The 20,751-nt window shown below is 32.2% G+C and carries 20 protein-coding genes; 13 read left to right on the top strand and 7 right to left on the bottom strand.

Going from position 1 to position 20,751, the window contains the following annotated elements; translation table 11 throughout:
* Positions 1-199: 199 nt before the first annotated feature.
* Positions 200-1,015 carry an N-acetylmuramic acid 6-phosphate etherase gene (gene murQ / locus AX016_RS09700; protein WP_100895413.1) on the bottom strand — a complete coding sequence of 272 codons (816 nt, stop codon included), beginning with the start codon at positions 1,013-1,015 and terminating at the stop codon, positions 200-202.
* A 132-nt stretch (positions 1,016-1,147) separates the two neighbouring features.
* Here murQ and AX016_RS09695 point away from each other — a divergent pair, with 132 nt between their 5' ends.
* Positions 1,148-2,872 (top strand): glycoside hydrolase family 3 protein, encoded by a 1,725-nt coding sequence (locus tag AX016_RS09695; protein ID WP_100895412.1) that lies wholly within the window; start codon positions 1,148-1,150, stop codon positions 2,870-2,872.
* Between the two features lie 3 nt (positions 2,873-2,875).
* Positions 2,876-3,952, top strand: coding sequence for an anhydro-N-acetylmuramic acid kinase (locus AX016_RS09690; protein ID WP_100895411.1), 1,077 nt, complete (start codon positions 2,876-2,878; stop codon positions 3,950-3,952).
* Positions 3,953-3,955: 3 nt separating this feature from the next.
* Here the strand turns inward: AX016_RS09690 and AX016_RS09685 are convergent, their stop codons facing one another.
* Entirely contained in the window at positions 3,956-5,167 is a 1,212-nt protein-coding gene (locus AX016_RS09685) for a multidrug effflux MFS transporter (RefSeq protein ID WP_100895410.1), read from the bottom strand.
* A gap of 156 nt (positions 5,168-5,323) precedes the next feature.
* Here AX016_RS09685 and udk point away from each other — a divergent pair, with 156 nt between their 5' ends.
* The 11 genes from udk (at position 5,324) to AX016_RS09630 (ending at position 15,800) form a co-directional block, all read left to right on the top strand.
* Positions 5,324-5,932 carry a uridine kinase gene (gene udk, locus AX016_RS09680; RefSeq protein WP_100895409.1) on the top strand — a complete coding sequence of 203 codons (609 nt, stop codon included), beginning with the start codon at positions 5,324-5,326 and terminating at the stop codon, positions 5,930-5,932.
* Between the two features lie 7 nt (positions 5,933-5,939).
* On the top strand, positions 5,940-6,272 hold the full coding sequence (locus AX016_RS09675) for an FtsB family cell division protein (protein ID WP_100895408.1): 333 nt from the start codon (positions 5,940-5,942) through the stop codon (positions 6,270-6,272).
* Positions 6,265-7,623 (top strand): methylmalonyl-CoA mutase subunit beta, encoded by a 1,359-nt coding sequence (locus tag AX016_RS09670; RefSeq protein ID WP_100895407.1) that lies wholly within the window; start codon positions 6,265-6,267, stop codon positions 7,621-7,623. Before AX016_RS09675 ends, AX016_RS09670 begins: the two co-directional genes overlap by 8 nt.
* On the top strand, positions 7,616-9,763 hold the full coding sequence (gene scpA / locus AX016_RS09665) for a methylmalonyl-CoA mutase (RefSeq protein WP_100895406.1): 2,148 nt from the start codon (positions 7,616-7,618) through the stop codon (positions 9,761-9,763). Before AX016_RS09670 ends, scpA begins: the two co-directional genes overlap by 8 nt.
* Positions 9,764-9,951: 188 nt before the next feature.
* On the top strand, positions 9,952-10,725 hold the full coding sequence (locus tag AX016_RS09660) for a ParA family protein (protein WP_100896840.1): 774 nt from the start codon (positions 9,952-9,954) through the stop codon (positions 10,723-10,725).
* Positions 10,725-11,630, top strand: coding sequence for a ParB/RepB/Spo0J family partition protein (locus AX016_RS09655; protein WP_100895405.1), 906 nt, complete (start codon positions 10,725-10,727; stop codon positions 11,628-11,630). Before AX016_RS09660 ends, AX016_RS09655 begins: the two co-directional genes overlap by 1 nt.
* Positions 11,623-12,270, top strand: a complete 648-nt coding sequence (locus tag AX016_RS09650; protein WP_100895404.1) for a DUF5683 domain-containing protein — start codon at positions 11,623-11,625, stop codon at positions 12,268-12,270. Before AX016_RS09655 ends, AX016_RS09650 begins: the two co-directional genes overlap by 8 nt.
* A 3-nt stretch (positions 12,271-12,273) precedes the next feature.
* Positions 12,274-12,975: a 4-hydroxy-tetrahydrodipicolinate reductase gene (dapB, locus tag AX016_RS09645; protein WP_100895403.1), complete on the top strand. Its 702-nt coding sequence runs from the start codon at positions 12,274-12,276 to the stop codon at positions 12,973-12,975.
* A 101-nt stretch (positions 12,976-13,076) separates the two neighbouring features.
* Positions 13,077-14,771: a signal peptidase I gene (lepB, locus tag AX016_RS09640; RefSeq protein WP_100895402.1), complete on the top strand. Its 1,695-nt coding sequence runs from the start codon at positions 13,077-13,079 to the stop codon at positions 14,769-14,771.
* A gap of 89 nt (positions 14,772-14,860) precedes the next feature.
* Positions 14,861-15,493, top strand: a complete 633-nt coding sequence (locus AX016_RS09635; RefSeq protein WP_100895401.1) for a WbqC family protein — start codon at positions 14,861-14,863, stop codon at positions 15,491-15,493.
* Entirely contained in the window at positions 15,486-15,800 is a 315-nt protein-coding gene (locus AX016_RS09630) for a DUF6122 family protein (protein WP_100895400.1), read from the top strand. Before AX016_RS09635 ends, AX016_RS09630 begins: the two co-directional genes overlap by 8 nt.
* On the opposite strand, the gene AX016_RS09625 is transcribed toward AX016_RS09630, so the two are convergent.
* From AX016_RS09625 to AX016_RS09605, 5 genes are all read right to left on the bottom strand, one after another.
* Positions 15,783-16,721 (bottom strand): endonuclease/exonuclease/phosphatase family protein, encoded by a 939-nt coding sequence (locus AX016_RS09625; protein WP_232732616.1) that lies wholly within the window; start codon positions 16,719-16,721, stop codon positions 15,783-15,785. The genes AX016_RS09630 and AX016_RS09625 overlap by 18 nt on opposite strands.
* Before the next feature lie 95 nt (positions 16,722-16,816).
* Positions 16,817-17,707, bottom strand: coding sequence for a rhomboid family intramembrane serine protease (locus AX016_RS09620; protein WP_100895398.1), 891 nt, complete (start codon positions 17,705-17,707; stop codon positions 16,817-16,819).
* A gap of 2 nt (positions 17,708-17,709) precedes the next feature.
* Complete coding sequence (locus AX016_RS09615; RefSeq protein ID WP_100895397.1) at positions 17,710-18,453, bottom strand: rhomboid family intramembrane serine protease; 744 nt, start codon at positions 18,451-18,453, stop codon at positions 17,710-17,712.
* Positions 18,453-20,333 carry a DNA mismatch repair endonuclease MutL gene (mutL, locus tag AX016_RS09610; protein WP_100895396.1) on the bottom strand — a complete coding sequence of 627 codons (1,881 nt, stop codon included), beginning with the start codon at positions 20,331-20,333 and terminating at the stop codon, positions 18,453-18,455. The genes AX016_RS09615 and mutL overlap by 1 nt, the downstream gene beginning before the upstream one ends.
* Positions 20,333-20,623 (bottom strand): riboflavin synthase subunit beta, encoded by a 291-nt coding sequence (locus AX016_RS09605; protein ID WP_100895395.1) that lies wholly within the window; start codon positions 20,621-20,623, stop codon positions 20,333-20,335. The genes mutL and AX016_RS09605 overlap by 1 nt, the downstream gene beginning before the upstream one ends.
* Between the last annotated feature and the right edge of the window lie 128 nt (positions 20,624-20,751).

The following is a 20,751-nucleotide window of genomic DNA, read 5'->3' as shown; positions in this document are numbered from 1 at the left end:
AAAATTCGATGAACGTCACACCTAATTTTAAGTTACAAGTGTAACTTATGTGCAATAAAAAACGCAGTAACTCATTAAAAATATATGAATTACTGCGTTTAAAACTTTATGTTTAAATTAATTTTATTACGTATAAAATAAATACACCTATTTTAAACAATAGACGTTACAAACCCTTTTTTAATTCTTTTTAAAAAAATTATTTAGTATAAGATTCTACTGCTTTTTTAACAGAGCCGTGTTTAATTAGCAAAGCCTCTGCTTCTGCATAAGGAATATTTAATTCTTCTACCACATAACGTGCTCCACGGTCTACCAACTTATCATTACTTAGTTGCATATTAACCATCTTATTTCCCTTAACTCTACCTATTTTTATCATTAGCGCTGTAGAAATCATATTAAGCACTAATTTTTGTGATGTTCCACTTTTCATACGTGTACTACCTGTTACAAACTCAGGGCCTACTAAAGCTGCAATTGCAATTTCTACTGCTTTTGTTAATGGCGAACCTGGATTATTAGTAATACAAGCTGTTAGCAATCCGTTTTCCTTAGCCTTTGTTACCCCTCCTATTACATAAGGTGTTGTACCAGATGCTGCAATACCTACAACGGTATCATTTTGGTTAATATCATAAGCTTCTAAATCTTTCCAAGCTTGTTCTTTATTGTCTTCTGCATTTTCAACCGGCAACCTAATTGCTACGTCTCCACCAGCTATTATACCAATAACTTTAGTGTGTGGCAATCCAAAAGTTGGCGGAATTTCAGAAGCATCTAAAATACCTAATCTTCCACTAGTACCTGCTCCAATATAAAACAACCTTCCTCCTTTATTAAATCGTTCTGCTAAAGCATCAACCAATTTAGATATCTCTGGAATACACAATGCAACGGCATCTGCAATTTTTTTATCTTCATTATTCATACTAGTTAATATGGTACTAGTGTCCATTAATTCTAGATCTGTATAGTTTGATGAGCTTTCGGTAACTTTAGTATAGTCTAACATTTATAGAAGTGTTTTATCAAAAATTAATCAAATTTAAGTTTTTTAATCTTGTTTATATCTCTTTTTTAAGAAGTCCATTTAATATCAAGCTATAAAAAACCTATTTTAGCATAACAACTTATTTAATTAGATATGCATACTTACACTAAATTAAGAGCTTACTTTAACACTATTCAAATTTATTTTGTTTTTGCAGTAATTTTACTTGCTAGTTGCAATAACAAACCTAAAGAAGTAACTGTTGCAAAAGAAGAAAAACCAAAAAGTTTACAAGTAATTAAGACATATACCGAAGCTACTGAACAGCTTACTAATGCAGAAAAAATTGGACAACTTTTTATGCCTGCTGCTTATATAAATGATACTGAAGAAGAAATTGTAAAACTAGAGCAACTTATAAAAAACCAGAATATTGGTGCGCTTTGCTTTTTTAAAAGTAGAACTAGCGCAGCTGCCAATTATGACGGACAAAATAAAAACGATACGCTTAGTTTAAGTAGGCTAAAATCTTTAATTAAAAGATATCAAAAAGCTGCAAAATATCCTCTCTTAATTGCTATTGATGCAGAATGGGGATTAGCAATGCGTGTAGATAATACTCCGCAATATCCTTACGCTATTACACTTGGTGCAATGCAGAATAAAGATTCTCTTATATATGAGGTTGGCAAAAACATTGCTAAGGATTGTAAAGAAGCAGGCATACATTGGAACTTGGCTCCGGTTGTAGATATAAACAACAACCCAAATAATCCTGTAATTGGTTATAGGTCTTTTGGAGAAAACAAAGAACTAGTAACTAAAAATGCCATTGCTTTTGTTAATGGTATGCAAAGTCAAGGAATAATTAGTTGTCTTAAACATTTTCCTGGTCACGGAGATACAGCTACAGACTCACATATTGGATTACCTGTAATAAATAAGTCCAAAGAAGCTTTGCTAGCAAATGAGTTATACCCTTTTCAGCAACTTATAAATAATGGAGTAGAAAGTGTTATGATAGGTCATTTAGCTGTACCTGCACTAACCGAAGAAAAAAATACGCCCACTACCCTATCAAAAAAAACAATAAAAGGACTTTTAAGAGGTGAAATGAATTTTAATAATGTTGTTATTTCTGATGCCTTAAATATGAAAAGTGTTTCTAAACTATACCCTGTTAAAGGAGAATTAGAATGGATTGCTTTTAATGCTGGAAATGATGTTTTATGTTTTGCTGAAAACCCTAAAGAAGGTGTTGCCACTATTTTAAAAAATGCTACAAAGCAACAAATTGAAGAAAGCTTTAAACGAGTTTGGCAACTTAAGGAAAAAGCAATGAACACTGTTGTTAGCCCGTCTAAAAACTACTATACTGCTAAAAGTTTAAATACCTTTTTAGCAACCGAAAGTTTAACTGTTGTTAAAGGTAATCCCAATACTATTGCTAATTTTAAGTCTGATGGTTTTATTGGTATTGAAATAACCAGTAATAAAGAAAATCCATTTTTTAATAAGATAAAAGAAGAATTAAAATTTGTTAGCCACAACACAAGTAAAACTACAATATCTAAAATAAAAGAAGCTGTAAAAACTGAAGAAAATGTGGTTATAGCTTTATATCCGCCAAGTATAAAACCAAAAAATAACTTTGGTATATCTGATAATGAATTAGAATTATTAACCAATTTAATGGCTAATAAAAATATAATATTATATGTATTTGGTAACCCTTATGTATTAACAAAAATAGACACTAGTAATGCTAAAAATATAATTGTAGCATACCAGGACTTTCCTGTTTTTCAGGAAAATGCAGCAGAACACTTTTTAGATAAGGTAAACGCTAAAGGAAAACTATCTGTTACAATAGATTAATTTATGCAAACATACAACGTAATAGGGCTAATGTCTGGGACCTCTTTAGACGGTTTAGATCTTGCTTATTGTCAGTTTTTAAAAAAAAACGAAACTTGGGAGTTTAAAATCCTAAACACAAAAAGTGTAGATTACACAACCCAATTTAAAGCACAATTAAAAAATGCTATAAATTTAGCTGTACCAGAGTTTACAGAGTTGCATAACTCCTACGGGAGTTGGTTAGGAGAACAAGTAAAACTATTTGGAGAAGAGCATAAATTAGAAGTTCAATTTATTGCTAGTCACGGGCATACTACACACCATAAACCAGAAAAAGGCTTCACCTTACAAATTGGTTCTGGACAACATATAGCTAATGCTTGCGGTATAACAACTATTGCTGATTTTAGAACCAATGATGTTGCTCTTGGTGGACAAGGTGCTCCTTTAGTTCCTATTGGTGATATGCATTTGTTTTCTGAACACGATTTTTGTCTAAATCTTGGTGGTATAAGTAATGTATCTTTTCAGCAAAATAACAAAAGAGTAGCTTATGATATTGGCATAGCTAATATGCTACTAAACTATGTAACTAATACTATTAACTTAGCGTACGATAAAAACGGAGCGCTAGCTAAGAGTGGTTTTGTAAATACTGAATTACTACATAAATTAAACAATTTAGAATATTATAAACTACCCTACCCTAAATCTACAGGCTATGAATGGTTTAAAAAAGAGATTATTCCAATTATAGAAAAGACTAAAGATGCTACAGAGAATATTTTACATACCTCTGTAATTCATATTTGTGATACTATTTCTAAAGACTTACTAAATGCTTCAAACAAAACAAATAACTCACTATTAGTTACTGGTGGCGGTGCTTTAAATGGGTTTTTAATGAATACTTTAAAAAGTAAATTAGGCGTTAACTTTACAATAGACACTACATCTAAAACTGTGATAGAATTTAAAGAAGCTTTAATTTTTGCATTTATGGGAGTGTTACGTCACTTAGAAAAACCTAATGCATTGGCATCGGTTACTGGTGCAAAAAAAGACTCTAGTTGTGGTGTAATTTATATTCCGCAGTAAATTTTATTTAGACAAAGCTGCTGTTCTTGTTTTTTTAACAGACATAAATAGCAAAAGTGATAAGCTACCACAAACCGCTAAGCCAATAAATAAAGGCAAGACTGTAGTATCTACATAACTACCTATTAAGGTTGCTATTGGTATAGAAATTACTGTAGCCACAAATCCATTAATTGCAGCACCTACACCTGCTATATGGCCAATTGGCTCCATTGCCACAGATCTAGAGTTACCCCAAATAAAGCCTAAGCAAAAGAACTGTATTGCTAAAAAGCCTATTAAAACGGGTAAAGGTGGGTTTGCACTTCCCCAAAATAAAAGTGAATAAGTTATACTAATTACGCAAAATAAACTTAGTGCTATAAATATTAATTTACGCATTCCAAAACGTAAAACTAAAGTACCATTTAAAAAGGTAGCAGAACCAATAGATATAGCTAAGCCTGCAAAAATGTATGGAAACTCATCAACCAAATTAAACTGATCTTCAAAGATATGTTGCGCTGCACTTAAATAAACCAAAAAAGCACCTGTAATAAGTCCAGACACAAATGTAAAAGCAACTGTTTCTTTGTGCTTAACAAACTCTTTTAATCCATCATAAAATATAGACCCTGTAAAAGGAATTTTAAATTCTGGTTTCAGTGTTTCTTCTTGTCGTTTCCAAAACCAAATAGAAACAACCAAAGCAAAAAATAATTGTACATAAAAAATTGCTTGCCAATTGTAAACATCCAATACAGTTTTACCAACTGCCGGAGCTATTACAGGAATTAATATAAAAAAAGCAGTAACAAAAGACATTATTTTTGCCATATAATCTCCTTTATATTTATCTCTTATAATAGAAATTGTAATAGTTCTAGGCGCAGATAATCCTATTCCTTGAAAAATACGACCAACAATCATAACCTCTAAAGAAGTAGCATTTACACAAACTATACTTGCTAAAGTAAAAATAGTAAAACCTGCATATACAATTGGTTTTCTACCATAACTGTCTGATAATGGTCCAAAAAACAATTGCCCTACTCCTAACCCCAAAAATATCATTGTAATTAACATCTGATTTTTTGTTGGGTCTAAACTATGTATAGCTTCTCCTATATGAGAAATTGCAGGTAACAAAGCATCTATTGTTAAAGCAACTATAGACATTAAGGAGGCCATTAAGGCAACAAATTCAAATTGTTTTTTTGAAGAGTTTTTTTGCATCCTGCAAAAATAACCTACTTGCTTTAAAATAACAGGCTAACCCCATTAAATTTTAAGTTAAAGTAAGTGCGTTTACCGTAATAAAATCAATACTAAACGGAATAATCAAAAATATATAATAGCAAAATTGTATTTTTGACAAAAAAAACTAAATTTATGTTAATAATAGGGATAGCTGGTGGTACAGGTTGTGGTAAAACAACGGTTGTAAACCAGATTATTAATGAATTACCAGATGATGAAGTATGCGTAATTTCTCAAGATTCTTACTACAATGATCTTTCTCATTTATCATTAGAAGAAAGAAGAAAAACGAATTTTGACCATCCACTATCAATAGACTTTAAATTATTAAAGCAACACTTAGAAGAATTAAGAAAAGGACACACTATACAACAGCCCGTGTACTCTTTTTTAGAATGTAACAGAACAGATGAAACCGTACCTACACAACCTAGAAAAGTGGTTATTGTAGAAGGTATCTTAATAATGACAGATCCAGAAATTAGAAAAATGATGGATATTAAGATATTTGTACACGCAGATTCTGATGAACGTTTAATTAGACGTATTAAAAGAGACGTTAATGAAAGAGGTTGGGATTTAGATGAAACTCTAGAAAAATACCAAAGTACTATTAAACCTATGCACGCAGAGTTTATAGAACCTAGTAAAGAATACGCAGATATTATTATACCAAACAACAAACACAATACCGTTGCCATAGATATTGTACGTACAATTATAAACGAGAAATTAGTTTAATTTTTAGATGATTTTTAAAAAGCTTAGAAGTAAAAAATGGTTTGGCGTAGCTACAAATATGTATGTGCTAGTACTTACTGTTTTTGTTATTTGGATGATTTTTTTTGACACCAACTCTCTCTTTATACACAACGAACTGCAAAACCAGATTGAAAGTCTAGAAAAGCAGAAAGAATATTTAAAGGATGAAATTGCACGAGACAAAAAAATTATTGAAAAACTAAGTGATCCTAAAGAATTAGAAAAATTTGCACGTGAGCAGTACTTTCTAAAAAAGAAAGACGAAGAAATTTATTTAATAGAATACCAAGACAGCATTAAAACTAAAGAAGATGAGTAAAAAAACATTGTTTAATGATTTTTCTGAAGTGTCTACCAAAGAATGGAAACAAAAAATTCAGGTAGATTTAAAAGGTGCCGACTATAATGACACGCTTGTTTGGGAATCCCCAGAAGGTATTAAGGTTAAACCTTTTTACAATGAAGATGATCTTGCTGGTAAAACAACAAATGTAGCTACACCAGACTGGAAAGTTGGTCAGGCTATTTTTGTGCATAACGAAGCTGCTGCAAATAAAAAAGCTATTAATGCTTTAGAAAGAGGTGCTGAAGACTTAATTTTTACGATTCCTAATGATGAAATTAAGATTCACGTTCTCTTAAAAAACATCGATTTAAAACATAAAACAATTTACTTTTTTCTACAGTTTTTATCATCAGAATATATTTCTAAAATTGAAGAATTCTGTAAAAAACAAGAAGTAAATATACATTACAATGTAGACATAATTGGCAATTTAGCCATTACAGGCAATTGGTATTATAATCTAGAGAAAGACCACGAGGTACTTACTCAGATATCTAAAAAAGCAACCAATACAGTTGGTGTTAATGTAAGTACATACCAAAATTCAGGAGCCACAATGGTACAGCAGTTGGCTTTTGCTGTGGCACACGCTAACGAATATTTAAATTATTTTATAGAAGATACCATTCCTAACTTTACATTTAAAGTTAGTGTTTCTGGTAATTACTTTTTTGAAATTGCTAAACTAAGAGCATTACGTTTACTGTGGAAAACACTAACTGCAGAATACAACACAAATGCAGACTGTACTATTTTAGCTGTACCAAGTAAGCGAAATAAAACATTGTATGATTATAATGTAAATATGCTACGTACCACTACAGAGTGTATGGCAGCAAGTATGGGCGGTGCAGATACCATATACAATTTGGCTTACGATGCTATTTACCATAAGGATAATGAATTTGGAGAACGCATTGCAAGGAATCAGTTACTTATTTTAAAAAAAGAAAGCTATTTAGATGTAGTTACCAATCCTGCAGATGGTGCTTATTATATAGAGTCTCTAACGCATCAATTAGCAGAAAAAGCATTAGAACTTTTTAAATCGATAGAAGCTAGTGGCGGATTTTTATCAAACTTAAAAAACCACAGCATTCAAAAGAAAATTAAAGAAAGTGCAGCTAAAGAACAAGAGCTTTTTAATACCGAAAAGGAAGTCTTGGTTGGTACTAACAAGTATATAAATAAAGCTGACAAAATAAAGGAAGATTTAGAGTTGTACCCGTTTGTAAAAACAAATGCCCGTAAAACACTTATAGAACCAATTATTGAAAAAAGATTGGCAGAAACCTTAGAACAAAACAGATTAAAAGATGAGTAGAAAAGATTTACAACACTTAGAACTAAATATAGATGACAGTGCTAAAAAATCTGATACTTCTATTTTTAACACTGCAGAAGGTATTCCTGTAAAAAAAACATACACTAAACAAGATTTAGATGGTGTAGAACATTTAAATTTTGTTGCTGGTTTAGCTCCAAATTTACGAGGCCCATACTCTACTATGTATGTACGCAGACCTTGGACAATAAGGCAATATGCAGGTTTTTCTACTGCAGAAGAAAGTAATGCTTTTTACAGGCGTAATTTAGCTGCAGGACAAAAAGGATTGTCTGTTGCTTTTGATTTGCCTACACACAGAGGTTATGACAGTGACCATGAACGTGTGGTTGGAGATGTTGGTAAAGCAGGTGTTGCAATTGACTCTGTTGAGGATATGAAAATTTTATTTGGTGGTATTCCTCTAGATAAAATGTCGGTTTCTATGACTATGAATGGTGCTGTTTTACCCATTTTGGCGTTTTATATTGTTGCCGCGCAAGAACAAGGTGTTGCTTTAAACCAACTGGCTGGGACTATACAAAATGATATTTTAAAAGAGTTTATGGTGCGTAATACCTACATTTACCCACCTACACCTTCTATGCAAATTATTGCAGATATTTTTGAGTATACTAGTGAGTTTATGCCTAAATTTAATAGCATAAGTATATCTGGTTACCATATGCAAGAAGCTGGTGCAACGGCAGATATAGAACTTGCCTATACCTTAGCAGACGGATTAGAATATATTAAAACCGGACTGAAAACCGGTATGGATATAGATAGTTTTGCTCCTCGCCTATCTTTCTTTTGGGCTATAGGAATGAACCACTTTATGGAAGTTGCAAAACTACGTGCTGGTCGTATGTTATGGGCTAAATTGGTAAAACAATTTAATCCTAAAAATGCAAAATCTTTAGCATTACGTACACATTGCCAAACCAGCGGGTGGAGTTTAACCGAGCAAGATCCGTTTAACAATGTTGCCCGAACAACCATAGAAGCGGCGGCGGCGGCATTTGGTGGCACACAAAGTTTGCATACCAATGCATTAGACGAAGCAATTGCACTACCAACAGATTTTTCGGCAAGAATTGCTCGTAACACTCAAATTTACCTACAAGAAGAAACCAAGATAACAAAAACAGTAGATCCTTGGGCAGGTAGTTATTACGTAGAAAAACTAACCAAAGAAATTGCACAAAAAGCGTGGGAGTTAATTGAGGAAGTAGAAGAATTAGGTGGTATGACCAAGGCTATTGAGGCTGGTATACCAAAAATGAGAATTGAAGAAGCTGCTGCTAAAAAACAAGCACGTATAGATAGTAATGAAGATGTAATTGTTGGGGTAAATAAATACCAATTAGAGAACGAAGATGACTTGCATATTTTAGAGGTTGATAATGAACAAGTACGCAAACAACAAGTAGAAAGACTTGAGCATATTAAAGCCACAAGAGATACTAAGTTAGTTAATACGGCATTAGCCAACTTAACAAAAGCAGCTGAGGAGAGTAAAAATGCTAGCGAAAATAACAGTACTTCTAAAAATTTATTAGCTTTAGCTGTAGAAGCTGCTAAGCACAGAGCTACATTAGGTGAAATTAGTGATGCTCTAGAAACTGTTTTTGGCAGACATAAAGCAAAAATACAATCATTTACAGGCGTGTACTCTAAAGAAATTAAAAACGACGAAAGTTTTAAAAAAGCATTAGCTATGGCAGATGCTTTTGCAGAAACAGAAGGTAGAAGACCCAGAATTATGGTTGCCAAAATGGGACAAGATGGTCACGACCGTGGTGCCAAAGTAGTAGCTACAGGTTATGCAGACTTAGGTTTTGATGTAGATATAGGTCCACTTTTTCAAACACCAGAAGAAGCTGCCAAACAAGCCGTAGAGAATGATGTACACATTTTAGGTGTTTCTTCATTAGCTGCTGGTCATAAAACACTTGTTCCTGCTGTAATTAAAGAGCTCAAAAAACACGGCAGAGAAGATATTATGGTTATCGTTGGTGGTGTAGTACCTAAACAGGATTACCAATTTTTGTTTGATGCTGGTGCAGTTGCCGTTTTTGGTCCTGGAACAAAAATTAGTGATGCTGCCATTCAAATTTTAGAAATTTTAATGGAGTAAAACTTATTTCATTTTAAAATAAAATACGCTGAAAATGAGTTAAAAAATTAAAATTTATCTCAGATTTTGGCACTAAAAAAACAAAAGCAGCTACCTATAGCTGCTTTTTATTTGCAAACTATTAACAACTTCGGTTTTATATAGTCGTAAAAAAGTGTATTTTTAGCCCCACTAAACTTACTATGACAATGGGCAAAATAATAGCCATCGCTAATCAAAAAGGCGGAGTTGGAAAAACTACCACCTCTGTTAATCTAGCCGCTTCCCTAGGCGTACTAGAAAAAAAAGTATTGCTTATAGATGCTGATCCACAAGCAAATGCAACTTCTGGCTTAGGTATAGATGTTGATAGCGTTGACGTTGGTACGTATGAATTGTTAGAGCACACCAAATCTGCTTCTGAAACAGTTATGCCTACTACATCACCAAATGTAGATCTTATACCATCTCATATAGACTTGGTTGCAATTGAGATTGAACTGGTAGACAAGGAGCAGCGCGAGTATATGATGCGTAAAGCAATTGCGGAAATTAAGGATAAATATGATTATATTCTTATAGATTGCGCACCATCTTTAGGACTTTTAACACTAAACGCACTTACAGCATCAGATTCTGTTGTAATTCCAATACAATGTGAGTATTTTGCCTTAGAAGGGCTTGGCAAATTATTAAACACTATTAAAAGTGTTCAAAAAATTCACAATCCAGAATTAGATATTGAAGGTTTGTTACTTACAATGTTTGACTCTAGATTAAGACTATCTAACCAAGTAGTAGAAGAAGTTAAAAAACATTTCTCTGAAATGGTTTTTGAAACTATAATACAACGAAACGTTAGACTTAGTGAAGCACCTAGTTACGGAGAAAGCATTATTAAGTATGATGCAAGTAGTAAAGGAGCTGCCAATTACTTAAATTTGGCGAACGAAATAATGAAAAAAAATAAGGAGAAAGTATAATGGCGAAAGCAACAAAGAAACAGGCTCTTGGTAGAGGTTTATCTGCCTTACTTAAAGATCCTGAAAATGATATTAATTCTGCTGAAGATAAAAATGCTGACAAAGTTGTTGGTAATATTATTGAGTTAGATTTAGATTTAATAGAAGTTAACCCTTTTCAGCCAAGATCTCACTTTAATGAAGAAGCGTTAGTAGAATTATCTACGTCTATAAAAGAATTAGGTGTTATACAACCAATTACTGTACGTAAATTAGAATTTAATAAGTACCAACTTGTTTCTGGTGAACGTAGATTTAGAGCTTCTAAATTACTTGGACTAGAGACTATACCTGCTTATATTAGAATTGCTAATGACCAAGAGTCTTTAGAAATGGCTTTGGTAGAAAACATCCAAAGACAAGATTTAGATCCTATAGAAATAGCCTTATCATACCAAAGACTTATTGATGAAATACAACTGACTCAAGAAAAAATGAGTGAGCGTGTTGGAAAAAAAAGGTCTACTATTACCAACTATTTACGTCTATTAAAACTAGATCCTATTATACAAACCGGTATTAGAGATGGCTTTGTTAGTATGGGGCACGGTAGAGCTTTAGTTAACGTTGATAAAAAGTCTGACCAAATAGACTTGTACGAGAAAATAGTATCAAACAATTTATCTGTTAGAGACACAGAAAAAGCTGTAAAAGAGCATCAAGAAGGTGGTAACACACCTAAAGCCGCTACTAAAAAAGTAAGTAAATCTCCAGATTTTGTAAAAGATGGTTCTGCTAAAATAGAAAAACATCTAAATACAAAAGTAGCTGTTACAGCAACTGAAAAAGGAAAAGGAAAAATTACAATTTCTTTTACTTCTGCTGAAGATTTTGATCGATTAAAAAAAATAATTACTGGTGCTTAAAAACCTAATTACACTACTGTTTTTTAGTTTTTTTGTTGTTTTAGGTTGGTCACAAGATCAAAAAAAAACTAAACAAGAAAAGGATTCACTTACACAAGATTTAAAAGAAAAAGGAGTACTTGTAGACGAAGTTCTTTTAAGCAAAAACCGAAGAATAGACCCGTTAGCTCCTAGTAAAGCTGCATTTTATTCTGCTATTTTACCTGGTTTAGGTCAGGTTTATAATGGTGATACTTGGAAAGTTCCTTTGGTTTACGCTGCAATTGGTACTGGTGTATATGCATATACTTATAACAATAAGCAATACAATAGAACCAGAGATGCTTTTAAAAGAAGAAAAGCTGGTTTTATGGATGATGAGTTTTACACCTTTAACGGTCAAGAAATAGATCCTGGAAATCCGAGGTTAGGTGATGACGATTTACAAAGAGCACAAGAACGCTACCAAGAAGACAGAGATTTATCTTTACTTATTACTATTGGCTTGTATGCCTTAAATATTATTGAAGCTAATGTAAAAGCGCATCTTAGACAGTTTAATGTAGATGACAATCTTAGTTTAAACATTAAACCTTATTTAGAGTACAATCCTATTACAGCAGATCCTAATTACGGATTTGCGTTACAAATAAAATTTTAGAGTATGAATATTGCTTTGTTCGGGTACGGAAGAATGGGTAAAATGATAGAACAGTTAGCCACTAACCGAAACCACACTATTGTTGCAAAAATAGATGCAGATACTACAAATATAGATTTTTCAAACATAGATGTAGCTATAGATTTTAGCTTGCCAAATGCTGCTTTTGGTAATATTGAAAAATGTATAAACAATAACATTCCTGTAATATCTGGTACAACAGGTTGGCTAGATAAATATGATGATGCTGTTGCATTGTGTACTAACAAAAAAGGTGCTTTTATATACGCATCAAACTTTAGCCTAGGTGTAAATATATTTTTTGAACTTAATAGTTACTTAGCAAAAATGATGAAAACGTTAGGACAGTACAATGTTACTATGGAAGAAATTCATCATACAAAAAAATTAGATGCTCCAAGTGGAACTGCTATTACATTAGCAGAAGGTGTTTTAGAACACTCCAAATACAAAGGCTGGCAGCTTAATGAGGCAGACGAAAATAACATTCCAATTGTAGCAAAAAGGATTCCAGAAGTTCCTGGCACACACACAGTAAGTTACAATAGCGATGTAGATAGTATAGACATTACACATACAGCACATAACAGAGAAGGCTTTGCGCTTGGAGCTGTAATTGCTGCCGAATGGATTGTTGGTAAAACAGGTGTTTTTACTATGAAAGACGTTCTTGAACTTAATTAAAAGTTAAAAAATAACACAAAGTAGACTGTTTCGTAAAAAATAATTTAGTTTTAAAAAATACGACACCAATAATAGTATACTTAAACCCATAAATTAAAAAAATGAATATATCTCAGTGGATCATTTTTATCCTAATAATACAAGTAATACACTTTTTAGGAACGTGGAAACTATACGTTAAAGCGGGCAGAAAAGCTTGGGAAGCAGCAATACCTGTTTACAACGCTATTGTTTTAATGCAAATTATTAGAAGACCAAAATGGTGGGTAATTCTACTTTTTATTCCAATAATTAACCTTTTAATGTTTCCTGTAATTTGGGTAGAAACTATTAGAAGTTACGGTAAAAATAGTCTTTTAGACACTTGGTTAGTTATATTAACACTTGGGTTTTATATCTACTATGTAAACTACGCGTTAGATGTAAAATATATAGAAGACAGAAGTTTACACCCAACTACTGGTTTAGGAGAATGGGTAAGCTCTATAGTATTTGCAATTGTTGCAGCCACTTTTGTACACACTTATTTTATACAGCCTTATGTAATACCTACTTCATCTTTAGAAAAAACACTTTTAGTTGGCGATTTCTTATTTGTAAGCAAGTTTAATTACGGTGCACGTACTCCAATGACAACGGTTGCGGCTCCTATGGTACACGATACGCTACCTGTACTAGGATTAAAATCATACTTAAACAAACCGCAATTACCTTATTTTAGACTACCTGGTTTTCAGAGAATAAAAAGAAATGACATTGTTGTTTTTAGCTGGCCAGCAGATACAGTAAGGCAGTTTTTTGTTAGGGAAAAAGGAGTGAAAAAACCAATTGATAAAAAATCTAACTACGTTAAACGTTGTGTTGGTATTTCTGGAGATACAATCTCTGTTGTAGATGGCTATGTGCACATTAATGGAAAAAAAACTGTTTTACCAGACAGAGCAAAACCTATGTTTTTTCATGTAGTAACTACAAAAGCGCCTTTAGACAATACTGTTCTTAACATCTTAGGAAGAAAAAACTTTACAGGATATACCACACGTATACCAAAGGAGGTTTTACAAAAAAACAACGTTCCTGAGTTAATGAAAAAAGGAACTAATTTAGATGAAATAAAACAAGACTCTAGCTACGTTTATTACACAGGTAACTTTGGAAGTGAAAAAATAAAAAATTACCTAAAAGCTGAAGATGTACGAACAATGAACTTGTTTAACCTTACGGAAGCTGAAGCTAAAAAAATTGAAAAGTTATCCGCAGTAGTGAGCGTTAAAAAGTTTAGCTACAAAAACCCTACTACAAAGGTGTTTCCACAAAATGCAAATTTAGCAGGCACGGAAGATAATTTTGGCCCTATTTACATTCCTAAAGCAGGTGCTACAATTAAATTAAACACTAAAAACCTGCCTATTTACAAAAAAATACTAACAGAGTACGAGGGTAACACACTAGCACAAGCAGGAAACCAAATTACTGTTAATGGTAAAGTAACAGATACGTACACCTTTAAACAAGATTATTTTTGGATGATGGGTGATAACAGACACCAGTCTGAAGATAGTAGATACTGGGGCTTTGTACCAGAAAACCACGTTGTAGGTAAACCTATATTTATTTGGATGAGTATAGATGGTATTAATGATGGTTTCTCTAATTGGAAACCTCGTTGGAATCGTTTCTTTACAACAGTTGGAGGCTCTGGAGAACCTGTATCATACTTAAAATATTTTTTAATAGCATTAGTTGCGTACTTTGCCTTTGACTACTTTAGAAAAAAGAAGAAAAAAACTAGTTAATAACACACTAAATAATAATAATAATATCAAAGATGGGTGTGTAAATCTACTTACATACTCACCTTTAATTACACTAACATATAAATTTAATGTCTGTTTTATTACACCCTGGGTATTTTTTAAATATTGCAAACTTTATTGCTATAGCAAACAATAAAGTATGTTGGGAAGTGAATGATAATTACCAAAAGCAAACATTTAGAAACAGAACATATATTGCTGCTGACATTGGCAAGCATATGCTAAACATACCTATTAAACACATAGGTAAATCTAGTGGTAAACAGCTATACAAAGATGTAAAAGTAGAGAATGATTATGCTTGGCAACGCCAACATTGGAGAACACTAGAAACAGCTTATAGAACATCTGCTTTTTTTGAGTTTTATGAAGACGAACTTATTTCTTTATTTGAAAAAAAACATACTTTTTTATTAGATCTAAATTTAGAAACAACATCACTAATATGTGATTTTCTTCAGGTTGATATGCCCCAAGAAAAAACTTCTACTTTTCAAAAAAATCCTAATGATATAATAGATGGCAGGCTGCTTGTTTCATCTAAAAGCAAAATAGATTTTAAACAAGAAGAATACTTTCAGGTTTTTAACGATCGTAATGGCTTTATAGAAAACTGCAGTATTTTAGATTTACTTTTTAATGAAGGCACAAATGCACTTACCTATTTGCAAAATCATACACTTAAATTAAACAATGCTTAGGTTTTGCTTACACTACGGTATACACTTTATTGTACCCATATTAATTGGTTATTTTTTTTACAAGGAACAGCGCTCTAGAGCTATTATAATACTTTTAGCCGCTATTTTAATAGATTTAGACCACTTACTTGCCACACCTATTTTTGAAGCTAACAGATGTAGTATTAACTTTCATCCATTACACACCTATTGGGCAATGATTGTTTATATTGGTTTGTTATTTTTTAAGAAAACAAGAATTTTTGGAATAGCATTACTACTACATATGCTAGCAGATATTGTAGACTGTTTATTTATTAGCTCTTAAATTAAAAGTAGCCATTACAGGAAAATGGTCCGATAGTTTTATATCGTAATTTTTATGCCCAGTAACACTAAATTCGTTACTAGCCAAAATAAAATCTATACGAACAGGATAGTATTTAAAATTATAAGTTCTACCATAACCAGTTCCTTTTTTAATAAAACTATCTTGTAAATCTCCTTTTATAGTCCTGTACACATTAGAGTATTGGTTGTTATTAAAATCACCACAAACTATGGTTTTATAAGCCACCTTTCTTCTGTGTTCTTGCACTATTTTAGCTTGGTCTTGTTGCTTTTTAAACGACTTTGTTATTCTGCCATATAATTTAGAAGACTCTTCATTAGAAATTGTCTCAATATCTGGTACAACCTTTAAAGACTCTAAATGTAAATTATAAACTCTTACGGTATCATTTTTATAAAGTATATCTGCAAAACTGGCAATGTTGTTTGTGTGCTTAAATGGTAACTCGCCCGTATTTACTATTGGATATTTAGAATAAATTGCTTGGTTTACCTTATTCACATAAAACCCAGGTGCAACATAATTATATTTATATCTATGTTTTAGTTGATGATAACGAACTCTACTAAATTCCTGAAAACATACTACATCTGGATCTTCATTTAACACAAAATCAATAATTTTATCACCGAGAGATTTATCACTAGACCATTCATATTTATTAAAACCTCTTGTATTGTAACTCATCACTTTTAAATCCTTGCTACTAGCCTCTTCACTTTTAAAAGAAAACTTAAAAAAAGAATCTATTAAGAAATAACCTAGAATAAGTACTAACGCAGAAAGTAGTATTCGCCTATTTTTAGCAAGTAACCAATACAAACAAAAAATAACATTAACTAAAACTAATAAAGGTAATGACAGACTAAATACAGATAAAAATGGAAGTACTTTCACAGATATATATGGTGCTAAGTAAGAAACACAAAGTAGTAATGCAAACAAATAATTGAGAACAAATACAATTCTATTAAAAAACGATTGCTTTTTCACTAGTCCTCTTTACCCGCTATAAATAAAAAATCTTTTTCTTCTTTAGATAGACTCTCGTAGCCAGACTTGCTAATTTTATCTAAAATAGCATCAATTTTACGTTGCTTATCTGCCTTTTTACGATCTATAGTTGTTGCTGTATTATGTACTGTCTTATTTGATGCTGATTTAGATGCTGTATTCCTATAAACTGTTTTCATAGGCGCCTTTTTTTCTTTCTTAAAAATATTAGCTAAACTATCCATAAACCTACCAAAACCTGCTCCTATATCTGTGCCATTAGTTAATTGTTTTGCATAAACATAACCTAAAGCTGCACCACCTAAATGACTTAACATTCCGCCTACATTCTGCCCCGTAGATAACCTAACTAAATCTAAAACAACTATTATAACACCCAAATGCCATAATTTTAAATCTATAATTAGCAGACGCACTGTTTGGTTTGGTAAATAAGTACATACAAAAATTAAAACCGCCGTTACACCTGCAGATGCACCAATTAAAACACTATTTTGTCCAAGTAAAGCTGGTATAGTATTATAACCTAGCATAAACAATAAGCCACCTACTATTACTCCTAAAAAATATACATTTAAGAACTTTTTGGCATTAAATAAGTTTAAAAAAGTTCTCCCAAAAAAATAGAGCATCAACATATTCCAAAAAATATGTCCTAAACCATTATGAAAAAAAGAATATGTAACAATAGACCAAGGCTGTAAAATAAAATCACCTATGTTTTCAGGCAAATTAAACCACTGCACAATATTTGGCAGCCTAAATAAATTAACAAAGATTAGAGTAGATAAAAAAACAACAACATTAATAGCTATTAATTTTTCAGCAACGTTTAATCTTGCATATTGATATTTTAAATCTCCATTCATTTTTAATTCCAGCGATTGTTGTTAAACTGATTTTTTTTCCAGTACCACATCATAATAAATCCAAAAATGGCACCACCAATATGTGCAAAATGAGCAATTCCGCCACCAAATAAAGAATAACCTGTTATGCCTGAAAATAAATCGATACCAATTAAAACAGGAATAAAATACTTTGCCTTTATTGGAATAGGTAAAAATATCATCATTAATTCGGCATTTGGGAACATCATACCAAAGGCTACTAAAACACCATAAATGGCTCCAGAAGCACCTACTGCTGGCGTATTATAAGCACTTAAAAAATTATCTATTGTACTTTTAGACGCCACATTATACCAGTCTGGCATATATTTACCCTCTGCTATAATACTCATTACGTGCTCCTTACTAACCCCTGAATTTACAATAGCATCTAAACCTTTATTAAAGTAAAAATAGTTAACACCTGTATGTATTAATGCTGCGCCAATACCAGCAGAAAAATAGAAGAATAAAAATTTATTTTTACCCCACATTTGTTCTAAAGGCGTACCAAAAGCGTACAAAGCATACATATTAAATGCTATATGCATAAAACCTCCGTGCATAAACATATGTGACACCAATTGCCACAATTGAAAATTTTCATTTTCTGGAAACCACAAAGAAAACCACTGGTACATTTGGTCCCCTAGGGTTTCTGTTGCCAAAAAGAAAATAACATTTATTATAATTAAATGCTTAATAACATCTGTAAGTCTACCCATTATATAAATTTTTTATCAATATCATTTTCTGTGATAGTCACATAAATTGGCTTGTTAAACGGACTTACCATAGATTCTGTACACGCAAACAAATCGTTTACCAGCGCAGATTGTGATAATTTATCTAGTACATCTCCTGTTTTAACAGCTAAAGATTTGCACAATGCTTTGCTTAAAACATCTGCCTGTGAAAAACCATCTGCTCCTACATTTTGCTGACAATCTGCCATTAACTCATCAAAAATAGCATCTACTTCTGCCTCTGCTACCATTGGCGGAATACCATTTATTTCTACTACACTTTCGCTGATGTTGCCAAAAACAAAGCCCATAGTAGTTAAATTATCCTTTATTTCTTTAAGTATATCTATTTCTGCTAAAGAAAACGATAGTTGTATTGGAAAAAGTAATTGCTGACTTAATCCTTCATTTAAAGTAACAGTACGTAAAAATTTCTCGTACAACACACGTTGGTGTGCTCTTCCTTGGTCTATTACAACCATACCAGATTTAATAGTAGTTACAATATACTTTCTTTTTAACTGAAATGTAATTGCTGTTGTATCTAAATCATCCTCAGTATCATCAAAAATAGACTTTGTACTAACTTCAGACTCAAAACTTAATCCTTCAAAACCAGAAGCTTTAACCTCTGTTGGTGCAGTTTCTACATACAAACTCTCCCAACTTTGTGGACTAGGTTTTTTATATGATGAGAAAGAAGAAGTAGATGATGATTTTGGAGAATTACTAGAAGTTACCTTTGTTTCTTCTGCAAACGGATTAAAAGTAGAATCTACAGTTACTTTTGGCAACACTGCATTCTTATTTTTATAATCATATGGTGTTTGCAAATTACTATCGTGCTCAAAATCTAGAGTTGGCGCTACATTAAACTGCCCCAAACTATGCTTTATAGTAGACCTTAAAATAGCATATAAAGTCTGCTCATCATCAAACTTAATTTCTGTTTTTGTAGGGTGTATATTTATATCTATTGATGAAGGATCTACTTCTAAATTTAAAAAGTAACCAGGATGTGTACCCGGTTTTATTAACCCTTCAAAAGCAGCAAGTACTGCGTAATGCAAATAATGACTTTTTATAAATCTATTATTTACAAAAAAATACTGTTCTCCTCTACTCTTTTTAGCAAACTCTGACTTACATATAAAACCAGAAACCTTTACAACCTGAGTTTCTTCTTCTACAGGTACTAATTTCTCGTTAGATTTTTTACCAAAAATATTTACTATTCGCTGTCTAAAATTAGACTCTGGCAAATTAAAAAGTTCGCTTCCGTTATTGTAATAATTAAAAGCAATTGTTGGGTGCGCTAAAGCTACTCTATGAAACTCATCTGTAATATGACGCAATTCTACAGCATCAGACTTTAAAAAATTTCTACGCGCAGGTATGTTAAAAAACAAGTGTTTTACAGCTAAAGAAGTACCCTGTGGTGTAGCAACAACCTCTTGAGATTTAATTTCACTACCCTCTATTTCTATAGCCGTACCTGTTTCTTCGTCAGCTGTTTTGGTCTGCAAATCTACACGAGCAATTGCCGCAATAGAAGCCAAAGCCTCACCTCTAAACCCTTTTGTGTTTAGATTAAATAAATCTTCTGCACTTTGTATTTTAGATGTTGCGTGGCGCTCAAAACTAAGTCTAGCGTCTGTAGCACTCATACCAACACCGTTATCTACAACTTGTATTAGAGATTTACCACCATCTTTTATAATTAATTTTATAGTTGTTGCTCCTGCGTCTATTGCATTTTCTAGTAGTTCTTTAACTACAGATGCTGGTCGCTGAACAACTTCACCAGCTGCAATTTGGTTTGCAACGTGGTCCGGTAAAAGTTTTATGATATCTGCCATTATTTTATGGAGAATATTGAAAGGTCAAAGTCTATAATGTATAAAAAAGCGAAAACTAAAATGGTAATAATAATAGCCATTCTTATTTTCATATTTCTGTCTCCCTCTTTGCGTAAGTCAGAAAAAGCGTTTCCAAACTTACTTTTTAATCCTTGCCTTGGGCCAACAGTTGTACGGTATTGATCTAGTTTATGTTGAATTTTATACGGGTTACCCTCACCTTTATCATCAAAATAACGAGGCTTGTATTCGTACGATTTATTCTTCCGTAATCTTGTAAATTTTCCCATAATAGCTAGATTTTCAAAGGTACTTAAAAACACAAAAAATAGCACAGATACTATGCCAAAACTTGTTAACAAGTCAAAATAGCATAAAAAGGCTAAAATCAATATAAAAAAAACTCCTAAAAATCTTT

Origin of the sequence: Cellulophaga sp. RHA19 (assembly GCF_002813425.1) — a bacterium.
Classification (GTDB): domain Bacteria; phylum Bacteroidota; class Bacteroidia; order Flavobacteriales; family Flavobacteriaceae; genus Cellulophaga.
This window is presented reverse-complemented; position numbering and strand designations above follow the sequence as displayed.